General features: G+C 59.1%; 19 protein-coding genes. 8 read left to right on the plus strand and 11 right to left on the minus strand.

Features of this window, described 5'->3' with window-relative positions; translation table 11 throughout:
• Nucleotides 1-8 precede the first annotated feature (8 nt).
• The 7 genes from flgK to J5M72_RS16140 all read right to left on the minus strand — a co-directional run bounded on the left by flgK (nucleotide 9) and on the right by J5M72_RS16140 (nucleotide 8,642).
• Nucleotides 9-2,054 (minus strand): flagellar hook-associated protein FlgK, encoded by a 2,046-nt coding sequence (flgK, locus tag J5M72_RS16110; RefSeq protein WP_169429379.1) that lies wholly within the window; start codon nucleotides 2,052-2,054, stop codon nucleotides 9-11.
• Between the two features lie 21 nt (nucleotides 2,055-2,075).
• Complete coding sequence (flgJ, locus tag J5M72_RS16115; RefSeq protein ID WP_207866349.1) at nucleotides 2,076-3,368, minus strand: flagellar assembly peptidoglycan hydrolase FlgJ; 1,293 nt, start codon at nucleotides 3,366-3,368, stop codon at nucleotides 2,076-2,078.
• 11 nt (nucleotides 3,369-3,379) lie between these two features.
• Nucleotides 3,380-4,468, minus strand: a complete 1,089-nt coding sequence (locus tag J5M72_RS16120) for a flagellar basal body P-ring protein FlgI (RefSeq protein WP_080593281.1) — start codon at nucleotides 4,466-4,468, stop codon at nucleotides 3,380-3,382.
• Nucleotides 4,469-4,495: 27 nt separating this feature from the next.
• A complete protein-coding gene (gene flgH / locus J5M72_RS16125; protein ID WP_007965503.1) occupies nucleotides 4,496-5,191 on the minus strand; it encodes a flagellar basal body L-ring protein FlgH in 696 nt (231 codons plus the stop codon).
• A gap of 53 nt (nucleotides 5,192-5,244) precedes the next feature.
• Nucleotides 5,245-6,030: a flagellar basal-body rod protein FlgG gene (flgG, locus tag J5M72_RS16130; RefSeq protein ID WP_011333017.1), complete on the minus strand. Its 786-nt coding sequence runs from the start codon at nucleotides 6,028-6,030 to the stop codon at nucleotides 5,245-5,247.
• Nucleotides 6,031-6,075: 45 nt separating this feature from the next.
• Nucleotides 6,076-6,816 (minus strand): flagellar basal body rod protein FlgF, encoded by a 741-nt coding sequence (locus tag J5M72_RS16135; protein ID WP_085710427.1) that lies wholly within the window; start codon nucleotides 6,814-6,816, stop codon nucleotides 6,076-6,078.
• A gap of 260 nt (nucleotides 6,817-7,076) precedes the next feature.
• Entirely contained in the window at nucleotides 7,077-8,642 is a 1,566-nt protein-coding gene (locus J5M72_RS16140) for a sigma-54-dependent transcriptional regulator (protein ID WP_207866351.1), read from the minus strand.
• Nucleotides 8,643-8,865: 223 nt separating this feature from the next.
• On the opposite strand from J5M72_RS16140, the gene phhA reads away from it, so the two are divergent.
• From phhA to J5M72_RS16165, 6 genes are all read left to right on the plus strand, one after another.
• Nucleotides 8,866-9,702 (plus strand): phenylalanine 4-monooxygenase, encoded by an 837-nt coding sequence (gene phhA / locus J5M72_RS16145; RefSeq protein ID WP_323161804.1) that lies wholly within the window; start codon nucleotides 8,866-8,868, stop codon nucleotides 9,700-9,702.
• Between the two features lie 117 nt (nucleotides 9,703-9,819).
• On the plus strand, nucleotides 9,820-10,176 hold the full coding sequence (locus tag J5M72_RS16150) for a 4a-hydroxytetrahydrobiopterin dehydratase (protein ID WP_003222798.1): 357 nt from the start codon (nucleotides 9,820-9,822) through the stop codon (nucleotides 10,174-10,176).
• Nucleotides 10,176-11,369 (plus strand): amino acid aminotransferase, encoded by a 1,194-nt coding sequence (locus J5M72_RS16155; RefSeq protein WP_207866353.1) that lies wholly within the window; start codon nucleotides 10,176-10,178, stop codon nucleotides 11,367-11,369. The genes J5M72_RS16150 and J5M72_RS16155 overlap by 1 nt, the downstream gene beginning before the upstream one ends.
• A gap of 258 nt (nucleotides 11,370-11,627) precedes the next feature.
• On the plus strand, nucleotides 11,628-11,759 hold the full coding sequence (locus J5M72_RS29175) for a hypothetical protein (RefSeq protein ID WP_007958347.1): 132 nt from the start codon (nucleotides 11,628-11,630) through the stop codon (nucleotides 11,757-11,759).
• A gap of 73 nt (nucleotides 11,760-11,832) precedes the next feature.
• A complete protein-coding gene (locus J5M72_RS16160) occupies nucleotides 11,833-12,015 on the plus strand; it encodes a hypothetical protein (RefSeq protein WP_169429374.1) in 183 nt (60 codons plus the stop codon).
• 95 nt (nucleotides 12,016-12,110) lie between these two features.
• Nucleotides 12,111-13,298 carry an MFS transporter gene (locus J5M72_RS16165; RefSeq protein ID WP_207866388.1) on the plus strand — a complete coding sequence of 396 codons (1,188 nt, stop codon included), beginning with the start codon at nucleotides 12,111-12,113 and terminating at the stop codon, nucleotides 13,296-13,298.
• Here J5M72_RS16165 and arfB read toward each other — a convergent pair.
• Nucleotides 13,295-13,708 (minus strand): alternative ribosome rescue aminoacyl-tRNA hydrolase ArfB, encoded by a 414-nt coding sequence (gene arfB, locus J5M72_RS16170; RefSeq protein ID WP_169429373.1) that lies wholly within the window; start codon nucleotides 13,706-13,708, stop codon nucleotides 13,295-13,297. The two genes, J5M72_RS16165 and arfB, sit on opposite strands and share 4 nt — an antisense overlap.
• Nucleotides 13,709-13,994: 286 nt before the next feature.
• Between arfB and queC the strand changes: the two genes are divergently transcribed.
• The gene (gene queC / locus J5M72_RS16175) at nucleotides 13,995-14,693 is read left to right on the plus strand and encodes a 7-cyano-7-deazaguanine synthase QueC (protein WP_207866355.1); all 699 of its coding nucleotides are present in this window, start codon (nucleotides 13,995-13,997) and stop codon (nucleotides 14,691-14,693) included.
• A gap of 70 nt (nucleotides 14,694-14,763) precedes the next feature.
• On the opposite strand, the gene J5M72_RS16180 is transcribed toward queC, so the two are convergent.
• Nucleotides 14,764-15,642, minus strand: a complete 879-nt coding sequence (locus J5M72_RS16180; protein ID WP_169429371.1) for a queuosine precursor transporter — start codon at nucleotides 15,640-15,642, stop codon at nucleotides 14,764-14,766.
• On the minus strand, nucleotides 15,632-16,231 hold the full coding sequence (locus tag J5M72_RS16185) for a helix-turn-helix transcriptional regulator (protein ID WP_169429370.1): 600 nt from the start codon (nucleotides 16,229-16,231) through the stop codon (nucleotides 15,632-15,634). Before J5M72_RS16185 ends, J5M72_RS16180 begins: the two co-directional genes overlap by 11 nt.
• A gap of 556 nt (nucleotides 16,232-16,787) precedes the next feature.
• Here J5M72_RS16185 and J5M72_RS16190 point away from each other — a divergent pair.
• Nucleotides 16,788-18,137 carry a serine hydroxymethyltransferase gene (locus J5M72_RS16190; protein WP_207866357.1) on the plus strand — a complete coding sequence of 450 codons (1,350 nt, stop codon included), beginning with the start codon at nucleotides 16,788-16,790 and terminating at the stop codon, nucleotides 18,135-18,137.
• A gap of 102 nt (nucleotides 18,138-18,239) precedes the next feature.
• On the opposite strand, the gene J5M72_RS16195 is transcribed toward J5M72_RS16190, so the two are convergent.
• Nucleotides 18,240-19,652 carry an amino acid permease gene (locus J5M72_RS16195; protein WP_207866359.1) on the minus strand — a complete coding sequence of 471 codons (1,413 nt, stop codon included), beginning with the start codon at nucleotides 19,650-19,652 and terminating at the stop codon, nucleotides 18,240-18,242.
• Nucleotides 19,653-19,706 lie beyond the last annotated feature (54 nt).

Genomic DNA, 19,706 nt, shown 5'->3' on the forward strand with positions numbered 1-19,706 from the left:
ACGGCTCCTTAAAGACTGTTGATCAGCGTTGCGAAGGTTTCCTGCGCAGCCTTGATGATTTGCGAAGAGGCGGTGTAGTACTGCTGATACTTGACCAGGTTGCCGGTTTCTTCGTCCAGGTTGACCTGGGACAGCGAATCGCGCGCGCCTTGTGCCTGATCCAGAATCACCGTGGTGGCTGCACTGTCGGACTTGCTCTGAGCGGCCTTGGTACCAACGTTGGTCACCAGTTTGTTGTAGGCGTCGGTCAGGCTGATGCCCTTGCTTGCCGTGCCGGTATCCACGGTCTGCTTGGTCTGCAGGCCGACCAGCGCCTGCGCGTTGCGGTTGTCCGAAGAAGCGGCGCCGGTCAGGTTGATCGTGAAGGTTTCGCCTGGTTTCGGTGTCGCGCCCACGGTGGTCTGCACGGTGAAGGTTTTCTGCACGTTCGGCGTGACCGAGGTATCCATCACCGGAGCCCCGGTGGAGTCGACCATGCCGATTTTCAGGTTCAGGGTGTTGGCCTGCCCCGGCACGATGGTGCCGGTACCGATGGTGAAACCCTTGGCATCGACCATGTTGTACGACTGGCTGCCGCTGGTGACCGCACCCATGACCAGCTTGACCGGCGTCGAATACTTGAGCGCATTCTGCAACTCGGCCTGGGAGGCCGGGTTGGTGATGTCGAGGGTGTCGACCAGCGTCGGCTGAGTGTAGGTGCCGGAATTGTTGGCACTGGCCACGCCAGTCAACGGTGCTGCCGCCGCGATTTTCTTCGGATCGGTGAGCACGGTCTGAATCGTGGATCCTGCGTTGCGGGTCGGCGTCACCTTGAAGGTGTCACCGGCGCTCAGCGCACCGCCATTGAGGGCCAGGGTGAAACCGTCGATCACTGGCGGTGGCGTGGTGGTGGTGCTGAACGAACCCATGTCGGTGCCATCGGAGCGCTTGACCGAATAGTCGGTGGCGCTGGTGAAGGTGACCTGGTAATCGCTGGTGGTCAGCTTGCCGGTGTCCTTGATGGTGACGTTCAGGTTGCCCGAACCCGCGCTGTTGCCTGCCGAGGCAATGCTGCGCTGGCTGATCAGCGCAGCACTGTTGATGTCGTTGAAGATCGGCGCGCCGAAGTCACCGTTCTTGTCGATGCCCTGGGCTTGCTGGCGGTTCATCTGGTCGGCAATGACCAGCGCGACACGACCCAGTTCGTTGAGCGAAGGGTTGAGCACTTCATTGCGATAGGTCAGCAGACCGCCGATTTCACCGCCATTCATCACCGAAGTGATGTCGATGGTGCTCGAGCCACGATCCATCTGAATGGCCATGCGCGACGGGTCATCCTTGCTCGGCACGGTGCTCAGGGTGTTGGTGGTGTTGCCGACGACCAGCGGCTGACCGCTGCCGACGTAGACGTCGAAGCTGGTGCCGCGTTCGACGACTTGTGCACCGGTCAACTCGGAGAGCTGGCGCACGGCTTCGTTACGGCTGTCGAGCAGGTCGTTCGGTTGGCCGCCGCTGGTGGAGACCTCACCGATTTTCTGGTTCAGGTTGGCAATCGAGGTGGCCAGTTTGTTCACCTGGGCAGCCATGTCCGCCAGGTTGCCGTTGATCGTGGTGTTCTGATCGTTCAGCTGTTTGGCCAGGGCATTGAAGCGGCTGGTCAGCGCCTGTGCACCGGTCAGCACCGACTGACGGGAAGTGTCGTCGGTCGCCGAGGTCGCTACACCCTGCATCGAGGTGAAGAATTTCTGCAGCACACCGGTCAGGCCAGTGTTGGTATCGGACAGCGAGGCGTCCAGCGCGGTCGCCTGAGCACCGTAGGCGGCCGCTTCGCTGTTGAGCGAAGTGGCGGTGTGCAGTTGAGTCTCGAGGTAAGAGTTGTACACCCGGCGCACGTCCGCCAGGGTGGTGCCCGTACCGATGAACACGTTGCCACTCTGGATCGAGGACTTGGTGCTCTGCACGGTTTGCTGGCGTGAATAACCGGCGGTGTCGACGTTGGCAATGTTGTTACCTGTCACAGCCAGAGAGGACGAACTCGCGGCCAACCCCGACATCCCGATATTGAGCAAACTCATGATTCAAACCTTACCTTGTGTTTATAAAGGCGTTGTTGAAACGCCGGCCGCAGCGTAGCTCTGATTGACCGTCATCTGCCTGGCAATCTGCGAAATCTTCGTCGCGTAGTTCGGGTCGGTCGCGTAACCGGCCTTTTGCAATTCGCGTACAAACTGTTCTGGGTTATCGGCCGACTTCAACACATCTTGATAGCGATTATTGCTCTGCAGCAAAGTCACCAGATCGTGGAAGCTGTCCTTGTAGGAGGCGTAGGAACGGAACTCGGCCGTCTCCTTGACCATCTGCCCGTTGCGGAATTCGCTGGTGATCGCCCGGGCCGAATCGCCCTTCCAGTTGCCACTGGCCTTGATCCCGAACAGGTTGTGACTGCTGCTGCCGTCCTGGGCGCGCATGACCGACTTGCCCCAACCGGTTTCCAGTGCAGCCTGAGCCACCAGATAACGCGGATCGACGCCAATGCGCGCTGCAGCTTCCTTGGCCATCGGCAGCATGGTGTTGACGAATTCGTCGGCGTTGCTGAAGGCGCGCTTGGCCGGTGCCAGCGGAATCTGCGCCATGGCGCGACCATAGATCTGCATCTGTCCGCCAGAGGCTTTGTCTGCCTCGGCACGGGCCAGCCAGTCGCCGTTGTACAGCGGGCCGGAACCGGTGGCAGCGGCCGTCGCGGCACGCTGCGGCAGTTGAGCGGCCGCCGTCGGCGTGGCCGAAGGCACCAGGCCGGCGAGCAAGCGATCAGCCAGTTTCGGTGGCAGGGCCAGACGACGCTGGTTGATCATTTCCATGTCGTTGCGATGGGCCAGCTGGGTATTCGGCGCATGCACCGAACGCGAAGCCCACAACGGACGCTCGCCATTGAGGCGCGACAGCGGACCGCTGGTGGCCACGGTGCCGGCGGCAATCGGCGTGGGCACCGCAGCAGCCTTGGCCAGGGCCTCTTGCTGCTTGGCGGCGGACGCGGCAGCGGCCTCACCCGGCGCCATCGGTTTGTTCTTCGACATCTGCTTCATCAGCACGTCGGCCAGGCCAATACCACCGCCCTCGCGGGACAGGGAAACAGCCAGTTGCTGGTCGTACATTTCCTGATACTGCTTGGCTGCCGGGGTGTTGAGCGGATTGTCCTGGCCCAGCGCTTCAGTGGCCGAACGCATCGACTTGAGCATCTCACCAAGGAACAGCGATTCGAATTCCTGCGCCACCTTGCGCATGTTCCCGTCGCTGTTCTTGTCGCCAACCTTGAGCTGATTCAGACGATTGAGGTCGGAGTACGAACCCGAATCGCTGCTGCTGACCAGACCGCTTTTGCGCATATCCATGAGTGCGGTCCTCAGATCACGATCAGGTCGGCTTGCAACGCGCCGGCCTGCTTCAGTGCTTCGAGAATGGCCATCAGGTCACCCGGCGCCGCGCCGACCTGGTTCACCGCACGCACGATTTCGTCGAGGGTGGTGCCCGGGCCGAACTTGAACATCGGCTTGGCTTCCTGCTGAGCATTCACACGCGAGCGCGGGACCACGGCCGTCTGACCATTGGACAGCGGGCCCGGCTGGCTGACGATCGGGTCTTCGGTGATGGTCACGGTCAGGCTGCCGTGGGTCACGGCGGCCGGCGACACCTTCACGTTCTGGCCGATGACGATGGTGCCGGTACGCGAGTTGATGATGACTTTCGCCACCGCCTGACCCGGGTCGACTTCGAGGTTTTCCAGGATCGACAGATAGTCGACGCGCTGGCTCGGATCGAGCGGCGCAGTGACGCGAATCGAGCCGCCATCGATGGCCTGGGCGACGCCAGGGCCGAGCATGTCGTTGATCTTGTCGACGATGCGCTTGGCAGTGGTGAAGTCGGAACGGTTGAGGTTCAGCGTCAGACTGTTGCCCTGGTTGAAACCGCTCGGCACCGAACGCTCGACCGAGGCTCCGCCCGGGATGCGACCGGCCGACGGAACGTTGACGGTGATCTTCGAACCGTCACGACCTTCGGCATCGAAACCGCCGACCACCAGGTTGCCCTGAGCGATGGCGTAGACATTACCATCGATACCCTTGAGCGGGGTCAGCAACAGGGTGCCGCCGCGCAGGCTCTTGGAGTTACCGATGGACGAAACGGTGATGTCGACCTGCTGACCCGGTTTGGCGAACGCCGGCAGATCGGCACTGACCGACACCGCCGCGACGTTTTTCAGCTGCACGTTGCCCGATCCCGGCGGCACCTTGATGCCGAACTGCGAGAGCATGTTGTTGAAGGTCTGCAGGGTGAACGGGGTTTGCGTGGTCTGGTCGCCGGTGCCGTTAAGCCCGACCACCAGGCCGTAGCCGATCAACTGGTTGGAACGCACGCCGGAAATGCTGGCGATATCTTTCAGCCGCTCGGCGTGGGCACCAAAGGCTGCGGACATCAACGCCGCAGCGAGCATGAGGCTCTTGAAATTCAACGTAGCCACCTAGAAAGGGAACAGCGGGCTGAGGAAGAAACGGTCGAACCAGCCTGGCTGACTCGCATCGGCAAACGAACCGGTGCCCGAATAGGTGATGCGCGCATCGGCGACCCGGGTCGACGACACCGTGTTGTCGGTGGCGATGTCATCGGCGCGTACGAGACCGGCGATCCGCACCAGCTCATCACCGGTATTGAGGGTCATCCACTTCTCGCCGCGCACGGCGATGATGCCGTTGGGCAGCACATCGGCGACGGTCACGGTGATCGAACCGGTCAGGGTGTTGCCCTGGGCCGCCTTGCTGTCGCCCTTGGTCGCACGGTCGCCACTGTAGCCGACGTCCAGGCTCAGATCGTTACCGCCCAACGGGTTGTTGGTGGTGCCACTGCCGCCGAACAGCGAAGTCAGGCCAATGCCGGTCTTGCTGTTCTTGGCCACTTGCGAGTTGGCGTTCTTGCTGGCCTGAGTCTTCTCGTTCAGGGTGATGGTGATGATGTCACCGACCCGGAACGCCTTGCGGTCGCTGTACAGGTTCTGTTCGAAACCGGCCTGATAGATCGAGCCGTTGTTGGCGGCCGCCGGCAACGGCGTACGCGGCAACACCGGAGCGTAGTAAGGGTCATTGGGCTTGGGCGTCGGAGCGACGCAGCCCGCGAGCGAGACCACCCCACCCAATGCCAGAACAGATACGAAGCGCTTCATGACCCTTACCTCACGGTGTTGCAGGCGGCCTCATGACCGCCTCATAGACTTGATTACAGATTCTGCGTTACGAACGAGAGCATCTGGTCGGCGGTGGAGATCACCTTGGAGTTCATCTCGTACGCGCGCTGGGTGGTGATCATGTTGACCATCTCTTCCACGGTGCTGACGTTGGAGGTTTCCAGGGTGTTCTGCAGGGTGGTACCGAAACCGTTCAGGCCCGGAGTGCCGACTTGCGGCGCACCGGAAGCGGCGGTTTCCAGGAACAGGTTGTTGCCCACCGCTTGCAGACCGGCCGGGTTGATGAAGTCGGCGGTTTGCAGGTTGCCGATCACCTGGGCGGCCGGGTTGCCGGCAACGGTGATCGATACGGTGCCGTCGCGGCCGACGGTGAAGGTCTGGGCGTTGTTCGGGATGACAATCGCCGGCTCCAGCGCGAAACCGCTGGCGTTGACGATCTGGCCATTGGAATCGAGGTGGAAAGTACCGTCACGGGTGTAGGACGTGGTGCCGTCCGGCTGCAGGATCTGGAAGAAGCCACGACCATCGATGGCCATGTCCAGCGGCTGCTCGGTGGTTTGCAGGCTGCCGGCGGTGAAGTTTTTCTGGGTGCCGACAATGCGCACACCGGTACCCACTTGCAGACCCGACGGCAGTTCGCTGTCCTGGGTCGACTGGGCGCCTGGCTGACGCTTGATCTGATACAGCAGGTCCTGGAACTCGGCGCGGTCACGTTTGAAACCCGTGGTCGACACGTTTGCCAGGTTGTTGGAAATGGTAGTCAGGTTGGTGTCCTGGGCGGACAGACCGGTTTTGGCAACCCATAGAGCCGGAAGCATTCGATTCTCCTCGTGCGCCTGTTTTACGGCGCGACGTTCTGATAATTAGCTGATCTGCAAGACCCGAGCCATGGCCTGGTCGTCGTCTTTGGCGGTGTTCATCATCTTGACGTGCAACTCGAACTGCTTGGCCAGGGCCAGCACCGAGGTCATCTCTTCCACGGCATTGACGTTGCTCGACTCCAGGAAACCCGACACCAGTTTGACGTTGGCGTCGGCCGGCGCAGGCTGACCGTCCTTGGTGTAAATCGAACCGTCCAGGCCCTTGTTCATGTTCTTGATGTCCGGGTTGACCAGTTTGATCCGGTCGACTTCGGCCATGACGCGCGGGCCTTCGCCCATCGCACGGATACTGATGGTGCCGTCTTCACCGACTTCCACCTGCTGCTCCGGTGGAATGGCAATCGGACCGCCATTGCCCAGCACCGGCATGCCGTTGCCGGCACGCAGTACGCCGAGGGCGTCGATGTTCAGGCTGCCGGTGCGCACGTAGCTTTCGCCGCCGTTGGGGTTCTGCACGGCAATGAAGCCGTTGCCGCTGACGGCCACGTCGAGGTCACGTCCGGTCTGCACCAGCGAGCCCGGGGTGAAATCGGTGGCGGGCCGCTCGCTCATGGCAAACGCACGCGCCGGAAAGCTGTCACCGAACACCGGCATCGAACGCGCCTGCTCCAGGTCGCGCTGAAAACCATTGGTGGAGATGTTCGCCAGGTTGTTGGCATGAGCCTTTTGCGCCAGTGCGTTCTGGCTGGCGCCGGTCATTGCCACATAAAGGTACTTGTCCACACTCTTTCCTCTGCATGCCGGACGTTTGCCGCCCACCGCTGTACTGCTGACCCACAAGCAATTTGCAGACCAACTTTTTTCTGGCGGCCAGGGACCCGATAAACAAAGGACTTGAGGGAATTGGCGGGGTTTGGGGGAATGTATCGAAGACGAAAAACCGGCGGTGTCATGCCGCTTGGCGGCAAACACCTGACCCTTATCAATTGATCGTTCCCACACTGCATGAGGGATCAGCGTGGGAACGATCTGCGTGGGCGTGATCAGACGTTGCCTGACTCCTTGCCGACTTCGTACTCACGCAGCTTATTGGCAATCGTGGTGTGCGAAACCCCAAGCCGCTTGCCCAGTTGTCGACTGCTCGGATGTTCGGAATACAGTCGCTCCAGCACCGCTTTCTCGAAGCGCCCGACAATCTCGTCCAACCCGCCCTCCAGCGAGAAGTCGCCAAGCGGCTGACGCACGCCATAGTCCGGCAGACGAATATGTTCGGCCTTGACCGTCCCGCCATCACACAGCGACACCGCCTGGAACAGCACGTTCTCCAGTTGCCGAACGTTGCCCGGCCAATGGTAGTGACTGAGCCGGTCCATTGCCGTCGGCGCCAGTTTCGGCAGCGGGCAGCCGATCTGCCGGCTGGCCTGATCGAGGAAGTGCTCGACCAGCGGCGTCAAACCGTCGAGGCATTCGCGCAAGGGCGGAATGTGCAGCGACAGCACGTTCAAACGGTGATACAGATCCTGGCGAAATTCCCCTCTCGCACACAGCTCCGACAGATCCACCTGGGTGGCGCAGATCACCCGCACATCCAGATAAACCTCTTCATCACTGCCTACACGCCGGAAGCAGCCGTCCTGCAGGAAGCGCAGCAATTTCACCTGCAAGCGCGGGCTCATTTCGCCAACGCCATCAAGGAACAGCGTGCCGCCCGCCGTCAGCTCAAGCAATCCGAGCTTGCCTTCGGCCCGCGCCCCTTCAAAGGCACCAGGGCCATAGCCGAACAGCTCGGTCTCGGCCATCGACTCCGGCAGCCCCGCACAATTGAGCGCCATCAGCGGCGACTGGCCGCGCGGGCTCGCCAGGTGACAGGCACGCGCCAGCAATTCCTTGCCGGTGCCGGTTTCGCCTTCAATCAACAACGGCGCATCCAGCGGTGCCATGCGCCGGGCTTCGCGCACCACCGCCGCCATCACTTTCGAGCTCTGGAAGATGCTGTCGAAGCCACGCAACTCTTGCTTGCGCACGTTATAGATGCGCTCGCCGACGCGGTCCGCCCGGTGCAAGGTCAGCACGGCACCGGCCATGGCCTCGCTGTCGTCGTGCTCCGATTGCAGCGGGGCGATGTCGGCCAGAAAGATGTCGCCCTTGACCTTGACCCGCATGCCGTTGATTCGCGATTTGTTGGCGCGCACCAGCTCCGGCAAGTCAAAGTCTTCGGCATAACGCGAGAGTGGAATCCCCGGCACCTCGTCGACCCGAACCCCGAGCAACTGCGCCGCCGCCCGGTTGGCGGCAACGATGGAGCCGCCCATGTCGATCGACAGCACCGGAAACTCCAGCGCACCGAGCAGCGCATTCAGCTCCATGTGTCGGCGCTCGCTGGGCATCAACCCCACCCGTTTGACGCCAAACACCCCGGCGATGGCTTCGAATTTCGGTCGCAGCGCCTGGAACTGCAGGTTGATCAGATTCGGGCAATGCAGATAGATCGCGTTGCCGTGTTCACCGCCGACCTCACCGCGGGCGACGTTGATCCCGTACTCCACCAGCAGATTGAGGATGTCGCGCAGAATGCCGATGCGGTTCTGGCAGTGGACTTTGATACGCATATAAAGGCCCGAAACAGGTAAAGGGGCGGATTTTTCTCTGCCGCCCGCAAGATAGTCGTCAAGATTATGTGACAGACACTGGCCATTTCAAACCCGCTAATCACCGTAATCACGACTTATCGCACAAAGCGTAACGAAAAATTTACGGCTCAAAGAGACTTTTCCTGCCTGACCGGCCATCAACCTGGTGCAACACGGCACACGCTGGGGTATTTCTCAGTCCATCGCAGGACATAACAAGAACGAATTCCCCTCGCAGGAGAGCAGTATGAAGCAGACGCAATACGTGGCCCGCGAGCCCGATGCGCAAGGTTTTATCGACTACCCCGCCGAAGAACACGCGGTGTGGAACACGCTGATCACCCGCCAGATGAAAGTGATCGAGGGTCGGGCGTGCCAGGAATACCTGGACGGTATCGAAAAACTCGGCCTGCCCCACGACCGCATCCCGCAACTGGGCGAGATCAACAAGGTGCTCGGCGAGACCACCGGCTGGCAGGTTGCCCGCGTCCCGGCGCTGATCCCCTTCCAGACCTTTTTCGAATTGCTCGCCAGCAAGCAGTTTCCGGTGGCCACGTTCATTCGCACCCGTGAAGAACTGGACTACCTGCAAGAGCCGGACATTTTCCACGAGATCTTTGGCCACTGCCCGCTGCTGACCAACCCGTGGTTCGCTGAATTTACCCACACCTACGGCAAGCTCGGCCTGCAAGCGACCAAGGAAGAACGCGTTTATCTGGCGCGTCTGTACTGGATGACCATCGAGTTCGGCCTGGTCGACACCCCGCAAGGCAAACGCATCTACGGCGGCGGCATCCTTTCTTCGCCGAAAGAAACCGTTTATTCGCTGTCGGACGAGCCCGAGCATCAGGCCTTCGATCCGCTGGAAGCCATGCGCACGCCGTACCGCATCGACATCCTGCAACCGTTGTATTTTGTCCTGCCGAACCTCAAGCGCCTGTTCGACCTGGCTCACGAAGACATCATGGCCATGGTCAAGCAAGGCATGCAGCTGGGTCTGCACGCACCGAAGTTTCCACCGAAACCAAAAGCTGCGTGAACCGTGGCTTTTACTTACAAGTGAGTCTGTCAGTCGTCGCGGCTTTGGTTTAGCGTGACGACATTGACGACCGTAACAGCTCTTATAAAAAAGACATCCGATCTCAGGAATCAAACCATGTCCACTTTGAACCAAGCCCATTGCGAAGCGTGCCGTGCCGATGCCCCACAAGTCAGCGATGAAGAACTGCCGATCCTGATCAAGCAGATCCCTGATTGGAACATCGAAGTGCGTGACAGCATCATGCAGCTGGAAAAAGTCTTCCTGTTCAAGAATTTCAAGCACGCTCTGGCCTTCACCAACGCCGTCGGCGAGATCTCCGAGGCCGAAGGTCACCACCCGGGCCTGCTGACCGAGTGGGGCAAAGTCACCGTGACCTGGTGGAGCCACTCGATCAAAGGCCTGCACCGCAACGACTTCATCATGGCCGCGCGCACTGACGAAGTGGCCAAGACTGCAGAAGGACGCAAGTAATGCACTTCGACGCCATCGGCCGGGTGCCCGGCGATCCGATCCTCGGCCTGATGGAGGCCTACGCGCAAGATTCCAACCCGCGCAAGTTCGACCTCGGCGTGGGCGTCTACAAGGATGCCCAGGGCCTGACGCCGATCCCGGAGGCGGTGAAAATCGCCGAGGCGCGTCTGGTCGAGAGCCAAGACACCAAGACCTACATCGGTGGCCATGGCAATCCGCTATTCGGCAAAGTCATCAATGAGCTGGTGCTCGGTGCCGATTCGGCACTGATCGCCGAGCAACGTGCCGGCGCCACCCAGACCCCGGGCGGCACGGGAGCCCTGCGTCTGGCAGCGGATTTCATCGCGCAATGCCTGCCGGGCAAAGGCGTATGGCTGAGCAACCCGACCTGGCCGATCCACGAAACGATTTTCGCGGCCGCCGGGGTCAAAATCAGCCATTACCCGTACGTCGGCAGCGACAACCGTCTCGACGTCGATGCAATGCTCGCCGCGCTCAATGAAGTGCCGAAAGGTGATGTGGTGCTGCTGCATGCGTGCTGCCACAACCCGACCGGTTTCGACCTCGGTCACGACGACTGGCACCGGGTGCTGGACGTGGTGCGCAGCCGCAACCTGCTGCCGCTGATCGACTTTGCCTACCAAGGCTTTGGCGACGGTCTGGAGCAGGATGCATGGTCAACCCGGCTGTTCGCCGCCGAGTTGCCCGAGCTGCTGATCACCAGTTCCTGCTCGAAAAATTTCGGCCTGTACCGCGACCGCACCGGTGCGCTGATCGTCTGCGCGAAAAGCGCTGACAAGCTCATCGACATCCGCAGTCAGCTGGCCCACATCGCCCGCAACCTGTGGTCGACGCCACCGGATCACGGCGCCGCTGTCGTCGCCACGATCCTCGCCGACCCGGAGCTGAAACGCCGCTGGGCCGACGAAGTGGAAGCCATGCGTCTGCGCATCGCCCAGTTGCGCAGTGGCTTGGTGGAAGCGCTGGAACCGCACGGTCTGCGCGAGCGTTTTGCGCACATTGGCGTGCAACGCGGGATGTTCTCCTACACCGGCCTGTCGCCGGAACAAGTGAAAAACCTGCGCGAGCATCACAGCGTTTACATGGTCAGCTCGGGCCGGGCCAACGTCGCCGGGATTGATGCGACGCGCCTCGACCTGCTGGCCGAAGCGATCGCCAACGTCTGCAAATAACCCCAATTGTGGGAGCGAGCCTGCTCGCGATAGCGGTGCATCAGTCAGCACAAATGTCGACTGACAAGCACTTATCGCGAGCAGGCTCGCTCCCACATTTGCCCTGCGTCACCCTGTCGCACTTGTCTAGACAATCCCGCCTGTCGAAACAAATGGATTTAAAAATCTGTTTGTCACTTTTCCTGCTGTATCCTTCGCAGGCTTTCTGAAAGCGCGGATCTACCAGATCTATCAACAGACTTAGCGAGGAGCGCAACCATGCACGAGATTCCGAATCTCCCCTTCCCAAGCCTGCACGAAACTGAGCAGACGACCACGCAACAAGCCGGCGCCCAACAGCCCGAGCCGAAAGAAGCCGCCGAAAGCCGTCCGGCCGACAGCGAAGAGTAAGTAATACCCGCCGTACAGACCGTGTGGAAAGCGCTAACATGCGCTTTCCACACTGCCTGAAGCCGAGCCCGCCATGACCGAAGAATCCTTTGACGAACACCAGGCCGCAATCCTCATCGGCGCCACCGAGAAGATGATCGAGATCTGGAGCCGCCTCTCGCCCGAGAAACAGGCCGCCCTGCTCGCCCGTTTCGGCAGCGAAGAAAACGCCCTCGCGGCACTGGTCACCACGCAACTGGTCGCTCCGGCCAAATAGTTTTACTTTTCCCCGCCGCAGAATCGTCCACGCCGGTATCATGAGCAGCCTATCTATTCTGCTCTCCCCGTGGATCGTTACTCATGTCGTCCTCAATGCCAGAACCCCAGCGCCCCCTGGCGGTCACGCTGCAAGTCGTTTCCATCGTCCTGTTCACCTTCATCGGTTACCTCAATATCGGCATTCCGTTGGCCGTACTGCCGGGCTATGTGCACAGCGACCTGGGTTTCGGCGCGGTCATCGCCGGTCTGGTGATCAGCGTGCAATACCTTGCCACCCTGCTCAGCCGTCCGTATGCCGGCAAGATCATCGACAACCAGGGCAGCAAACGTGCGGTGATGATTGGTCTGGCCGGTTGCGGCTTGAGCGGTGTGTTCATGCTGATCTCCGCATGGACGCCCAACCTGCCGATGCTCAGCCTGATCAGCCTGTTCGTTGGTCGCCTGGTACTCGGCAGCGCGGAAAGTCTCGTCGGTTCCGGATCGATCGGCTGGGGCATCGGCCGCGTCGGCGCGGCCAACACGGCCAAAGTCATCTCGTGGAACGGCATCGCCAGTTACGGCGCGCTGGCGATCGGTGCGCCGCTCGGGGTGTGGCTGGTCAGCCGTTTCGGCCTCTGGAGCATGGGCGTGAGCATTCTGCTGCTCGCAACGCTGGGAGTGCTGCTGGCCTGGCCGAAGACCGCTGCGCCGATTGTCGCCGGCGAGCGCCTGCCGTTCATGCACGTACTGGGGCGTGTCTTTCCACACGGCTGCGGCCTGGCACTGGGCTCGATCGGTTTCGGCACCATCGCCACCTTCATCACGCTGTATTACGCCACCCGGCATTGGGATAACGCGGTGCTGTGCCTGAGCCTGTTCGGCGCCAGCTTCATCGGCGCGCGACTGCTGTTCGGCAATCTGATCAACCGTCTCGGCGGCTTTCGCGTAGCGATTGCCTGTCTGTCGGTGGAAACCCTCGGCCTGTTGCTGCTATGGATCGCACCGGATGCACACTGGGCGCTGGCCGGCGCGGCATTGAGCGGTTTCGGCTTCTCGCTGGTGTTCCCGGCACTGGGCGTAGAGGCGGTGAACCTGGTGCCGGCCTCCAGCCGTGGGGCGGCGGTCGGCGCCTATTCGTTGTTCATCGATCTGTCGCTGGGGATCACCGGCCCCCTGGCCGGGGCGATTGCGGCGGGCTTCGGTTTTGCCTCGATCTTCCTGTTCGCTGCCATTGCCGCACTGAGTGGCCTGGCACTGAGCATCTATCTGTATCGCCACACATCGAAGTACCGCGAAGACTAGAAATCCACCTTGCCCCGCCCGGCCTTGATACTGCCACGCTTGGTTTTCGATTCGAGCCGACGTTTCTTTGAACCCAGCGTCGGCTTGGTCGGCCGGCGCTTCTTCTCGACCTTGGTAGCGCTGAGAATCAGCTCGATCAGGCGCTCCAGCGCATCGGCGCGATTCTGTTCCTGCGTGCGGTATTGCTGGGCCTTGATGATCAGCACGCCATCGCTGGTGATGCGGCTGTCACGCAGCGCCAGCAAGCGCTCCTTGTAGAACTCGGGCAAGGACGAGGCCGGAATGTCGAAGCGCAGGTGCACGGCGCTGGAGACCTTGTTGACGTTCTGCCCGCCGGCCCCCTGGGCGCGGATAGCGGTCAGTTCGATCTCGGCATCCGGCAGATGCACGTTATTGGAAATCTTCAGCATTGCATTCTCATCGTAGAGCCTTGCGCTACGCCGCATCTGTAGAAACTACGGTCAGCAGGACCCTGGGTGTGCTTTCAGTGTTGCGCCTTTTCACTATACACGGCGACTATCAGGCGAAACGGGAAAACGTTTGGGAGAAAATGCGCCGTCAATAGGGGGGCATTCGTCAGTGCCAATGAGCGCCGTACTACGTAGAATATCGCCACGGCAATGAGCAACCGGGACAAGCCCCCCTCGATTATTGTTCGAATATTGCATTTACCCTTTCCATGCAGGAAGCATAATCATGAGCAATAAAGCAGTCATCGTATTTAGCGGCGGACAGGATTCAACAACCTGCTTGATCCATGCCTTGACCCATTACGATGAAATTCACTGCATCACATTTGACTATGGCCAGCGCCATCGCGCGGAAATTGAAGTTGCACAGCAACTGGCAAAAGAACTTGGCGTGACCGTGCACAAGACCATGGATGTGTCGCTGCTGAATGAACTGGCCATCAGCAGCCTGACCCGCGACAACATTCCGGTTCCGACCATCAACAGTTCAGGAGAAAGCCTGCCCAGTACTTTTGTACCCGGCAGAAACATCCTGTTTTTGACCCTGGCTTCCATTTATGCGTATCAGGTACAAGCCAGAACCGTCATTACCGGCGTTTGTGAAACAGACTTCTCGGGTTACCCGGATTGCCGGGATGACTTCGTCAAGGCATTGAACAAAGCCCTGGAACTGGGCATGGACTATCAATTGACCCTGGACACTCCGCTGATGTGGCTGAACAAAGCGGAAACCTGGGCCCTGGCCGACTACCATCAGCGACTGGAGTTCATTCGGGACCAGACACTGACTTGCTACAACGGCATCAAAGGTAACGGCTGCTCCAATTGCGACGCGTGTAACCTTCGTGCCAAAGGCCTCAATGAATACCTGAACAACAAAGATCGGGTTACGCACAGCCTGAAAGCAAAACTGAATCTGAACTGAATATTCGACGACACAACAAGCGCTCACCCGGTATGACAAAACCGATACACCCGGTGAGCGCCATTCTGCATTATTGCGCCTGACCGCCAGTCAGGTACTTCTTGAACAATGCCCTTGCCCCATAAGCAGGCAATACATTAAAGAAAGCGAAGCCAACCTTTATCGCAATCTGAACGTAGATCATGTTCAGTATCGCGCTGGTTTCCATCGCACCATAAAACGCGATGAAGCAGAAAAGAAAGCTGTCGATGATTACCGCAAACAACGTACTTAAAAACACGCGCAAGAACAGGAATCTGGAATTTGTGAGTTCCTTGATTTTGCACAGCAAATACGAGTTTATATTTTCGGAAACCAGAAATGAAACAGAGGAAGCTACCAGGACAGAAGACAACTGGCCAATGACATCATTGTAAGGGCCATCGAGCTTCCAGCCAGGCAATCCGGGGAGATGAGTCGTGATGGCCAGCAGGATGATGATGGCCGCGTTGCTGATGAAGGCAAAGAGAATCGCTTTTCGCGCAAGCCTGAGACCGAACGTTTCATTCAACAGATCGACGATCAGAAACGTCAGCGGATAAAGAAAAGTCCCAGGCGTTACGATAATGTCCAGAGACTCCAGATAGATCGGCTTGGTCGCGGCGATACTGGTAAAGATATACAGCGTAAACAACATGAGGTTCAGAATGATATAGATCATCCAGGAACTCTCATGGCGATCATTCAACTCATAAGCGGTGAGCGCCCCTCCCTGGGAATAAAACTTCTTGTACAGATTCTTTATTTCCAGCTTGTTCAGATTATCCATAATCTCACTATTCAACACTTCACTCAGTTTTATTTTGATTATCTTGCCTGTCGCAATCACCATGATGACAGCCAGGCTTTTACCGTTTTCAAATCCCAATAGCTTGTACTTGCTGTTTTCCATTCCAACACTACAGCCCATTAAATCGTTCCTCGATTATATCCCCGATAACACAAATACGATCCGTGGCAACGCCAGTCTCTCTGGATATCAGCAGCCTGTTCGTGGCTTTGTCATACAGCAGCTTTTCCCTGTCACTACTCGAAGAACCTTTCTGTACGATCAATAGATCGCCCGGCTCATTCAATCCACTGATCTCGTTTTCCAGCAGCACACCTATCAAATTGAAAGAGGCGCCAAAATAATAAGTCAATGGATAAACCGTGGCCAACTCGCCAATTCTCTTGTCCAGATTCTGGATCACCAGACTCTCTTTCAGAACAGGCACTGCCGCCGGATTCATGTTCCCCTGCGGCGAGATACTGCTTTCTATTATCTCCTTCTCTTCAAAATCGATGGTTTCTATTTCTTCATAGGAAACACCAAAGAAATCGGAAATCTTGCGAACCGTGGACTGCTGCACATTGACCACCTTCCCCTCGAGGATGTTATAGATGGTCGTTCTGGTCAGGCCACTGGAGTTACACAAGGACAGCTGCGTCTCCCCACGACTTTTTATCAGGTACTTGATATTGTTTTTCAGATTCTCCGATCTTTCTCTTCTGTGCATGAGTTACTGACCGCCCATTTATAACTGTAATGAAAACACACCCTGAATGATGACTCACGGGTACTCACATCAGGTCGTTGATTACAGTTGCATCCCTGTCAAAACCGCGAGAGATCATAGCATCCTCCATCCTTGAGTGACCGAAACCGGGGCGACTCATCCAGACTTGCAGACTCACCTGCAAGCTGTACTGACGTGTTAGTTCCCGCTGCCTTTCCCTTCACCACCGCAAAGCGGCGACGGTCGCCCTACAGCTTTACACCTTGAGCCCTGCAAAAAGAATCATTTTCTTTGAACAATGTTCATTTTTTTGATTAATTTTTCTCGCGTTCACAAACAAAAAAACTATGATGCTTCAAGCTGTCCCTCGTCACGGTAACCCGCAGAGGAAATCAGACAGTGGCTACCTGTACAGACGTTGGTTTTGCGCGCATCGGCGCCGGAACACGGATCCGCCTGTACAGCTTGTGGCGATACATGGATGTCGGCACACGCAAAACCAGGAAAGTCGCGCTGTTGTTCGCGGCGCGCAACAAACAGGGAAGGAATACAAAGAATGCCGGTCAATACTCAACTGCTTACGACCCAGGCCGACTTGCTGCGGCGCGGCCTGACGGATCTGCGAGTGCAAGACGCCGAACTCGCGCAGATCCTTGACGCCGAAGTCACGCGACAGCACCAGACCCTGTCGCTGGTATCTTCCTCCTGCGCAGTCAACCCACGCACCCTGGCGGCCTCTGCGTCGGCGCTGGTCAACGTGACGGCCGAAGGCACACCCGGCAGGCGCTATAACGCCGGTTGCGAGAACGTCAGCCTGGTCGAGTCGCTGGCCATTCGAAGAGCCCGGGCGCTGTTCGGCGCTCAGTACGCCAACGTGCAGCCACACTCGGCATCGAACGCCAATTACCAGGTGCTCACCGGCCTGCTCGAACCGGGGGATACCCTGCTGGGAATGGCCGTCGAACATGGCGGCCACCTCACCCACGGCAGCACCGCAGCGTTCTCGAGCGACCACTACAAAGCCATCCAGTACGGTACGACCTCCCAAGGCCTGATCGATTACGACGAGGTGCGAACGCTGGCGCTCGCTCACCGCCCGCGCATCATCATGTGCTGCGCCACTGCTTACTCGCGGATCGTGGATTTCGAACGCTTTCGCGAGATTGCCGATGAGGCCGGCGCCATCCTGCTCGCCGACATTTCACACATCGCCGGACTGGTTGCCACCGGACGGCATCCGAGCCCGATTGACGTTGCACACGTCACGACCACCTGCACACACAAGCAACTCATGGGCCCCCGAGGCGGCCTGATTCTTTGCGGCCGGGACGCCAATACCAAAGTCCCCGGCTTGCGGACGACTTTCAGCCGCGCCCTTGATCACGCCGTGTTTCCCGGCATGCAGGGCGCGCCGGCCGTCAACATGATCGCGGCCAAGGCGACGGCGCTGGGTCATGCAATGTCGGCCGAATTCGACGCTTACATGGCGCGGATCCGCCATACCGCCGATGAACTTGCCACTGCGTTTCAGGCACATGATTACGAAGTCGTGGGCGGACGCAGTGAAAATCACACGATTCTGCTTCGGTTGCGCAGCGGCATCACCGGCGCCATTGCAGAATCGGCGCTGGAACAATGCGGGATCATCGTGAACAGGCATCGTGTCCCCGGCGAGGCTCGATCATCCTCCGTGACCAGTGGGTTGCGTATCGGCACGGGCTCCATTGCCCAGCGCCACATCGACTCGCGGGGATGCCGGCAGATTGTCGACCTGATGTGCCGGATCCTCGACAAAGTGACAGCGCTCGGCGAACGGGATTACACACTGGAGCACTCCGCCAGGGAACAATTTCGCTTACAGACCGAAGCGTTGTGCACGCTTTATCCCATTGCCGACTACGCATAGAGCCTCGAACCACCGAACGCGCAAGGCGTTCGGGATCACTGTCGAAATCCGCGAAAACAAAAAACCCGGCGCCTGGCCGGGTTTGTTGTTTGGCTTGCCGCGTTATTTCACGGCAGCGTGCAACGCCTGCTGCGCACCACGCTTGTTCTTGATCACATAGCAGACCCACATGAACACGACCCACACCGGAATCGCATACACCGAGACCTGAATGCCCGGGATCAGCAGCATCACACCGAGAATGAACGCCACGAACGCCAGGCAGATGTAGTTGCCGTACGGGTACCACAGCGCCTTGAACAGCGGCTTCTGGTGGGTCTTGTTCATGTGCTGGCGGAACTTGAAGTGCGAGAAGCTGATCATCGCCCAGTTGATCACCAGCGTTGCAACGACCAACGACATCAGCAGTTCCAGCGCGTGTTGCGGGATCAGGTAGTTGAGCAGCACAGCCACCAGAGTCACAGCCGCCGACGCCAGGATCGAACGCACCGGCACGCCGCGCTTGTCGATCTTCGCCAGACCTTTCGGTGCATCACCCTGCTCGGCCATGCCCAGCAGCATACGGCTGTTGCAGTAGGTGCCGCTGTTGTACACCGACAACGCTGCGGTCAGGACCACGAAGTTGAGGATGTGCGCGGCGGTGTTGCTGCCGAGCATCGAGAACACCTGCACGAACGGGCTGCCGCTGTAGGAGTCGCCCGACGCGTTGAGGGTTTCCAGCAGGCTGTCCCACGGGGTCAGCGACAGCAGGATGACCAGTGCGCCGATGTAGAAAATCAGGATCCGGTAGATCACCTGATTGATCGCTTTCGGGATCACGGTTTTCGGCTTGTCGGCTTCGGCGGCGGTGAAACCGAGCATTTCCAGACCACCGAAGGAGAACATGATGATCGCCATGGCCATCACCAGACCACTGACGCCGTTCGGGAAGAAGCCGCCGTGGGACCACAGGTTACTGACCGACGCCTGCGGGCCGCCATGACCGCTGACCAGCAGGTAGCTGCCCAGGGCAATCATACCGACGATCGCCACGACCTTGATGATCGCGAACCAGAACTCGGCTTCACCGAAGACTTTGACGTTGGCCAGATTGATCGCGTTGATCAGCACGAAGAACGCGGCTGCGGTGACCCAGCTCGGGATATCCGGCGCCCAGTAGTGGATGTACTTGCCGACTGCGGTCAGCTCCGACATGCCCACCAGGATGTACAGGATCCAGCAGTTCCAGCCCGACAGGAAACCGGCGAAACCGCCCCAGTATTTGTGCGCAAAGTGGCTGAAGGATCCGGCCACCGGCTCTTCGACGATCATTTCGCCGAGCTGGCGCATGATCATGAAAGCGATGAAGCCGCAGATGGCATAGCCGAGGATCATCGACGGGCCGGCGGATTTCAGCACCCCGGCCGAGCCGAGGAACAATCCTGTACCGATCGCGCCACCGAGGGCGATCAGTTGAATATGGCGATTTTTCAGGCCGCGTTTCAGCTCGCCTGATTGCGAGTTTTGTCCACTCATGAAAAAGGTCTCACGCAAGGTTTGATGATGTTCAGTAGACGTTGCTGCAAGGTT

This window comes from Pseudomonas sp. 58(2021), assembly GCF_017491585.1.
In the GTDB taxonomy this organism is placed as follows: Bacteria; Pseudomonadota; Gammaproteobacteria; order Pseudomonadales; family Pseudomonadaceae; genus Aquipseudomonas; species Aquipseudomonas fluorescens_BT.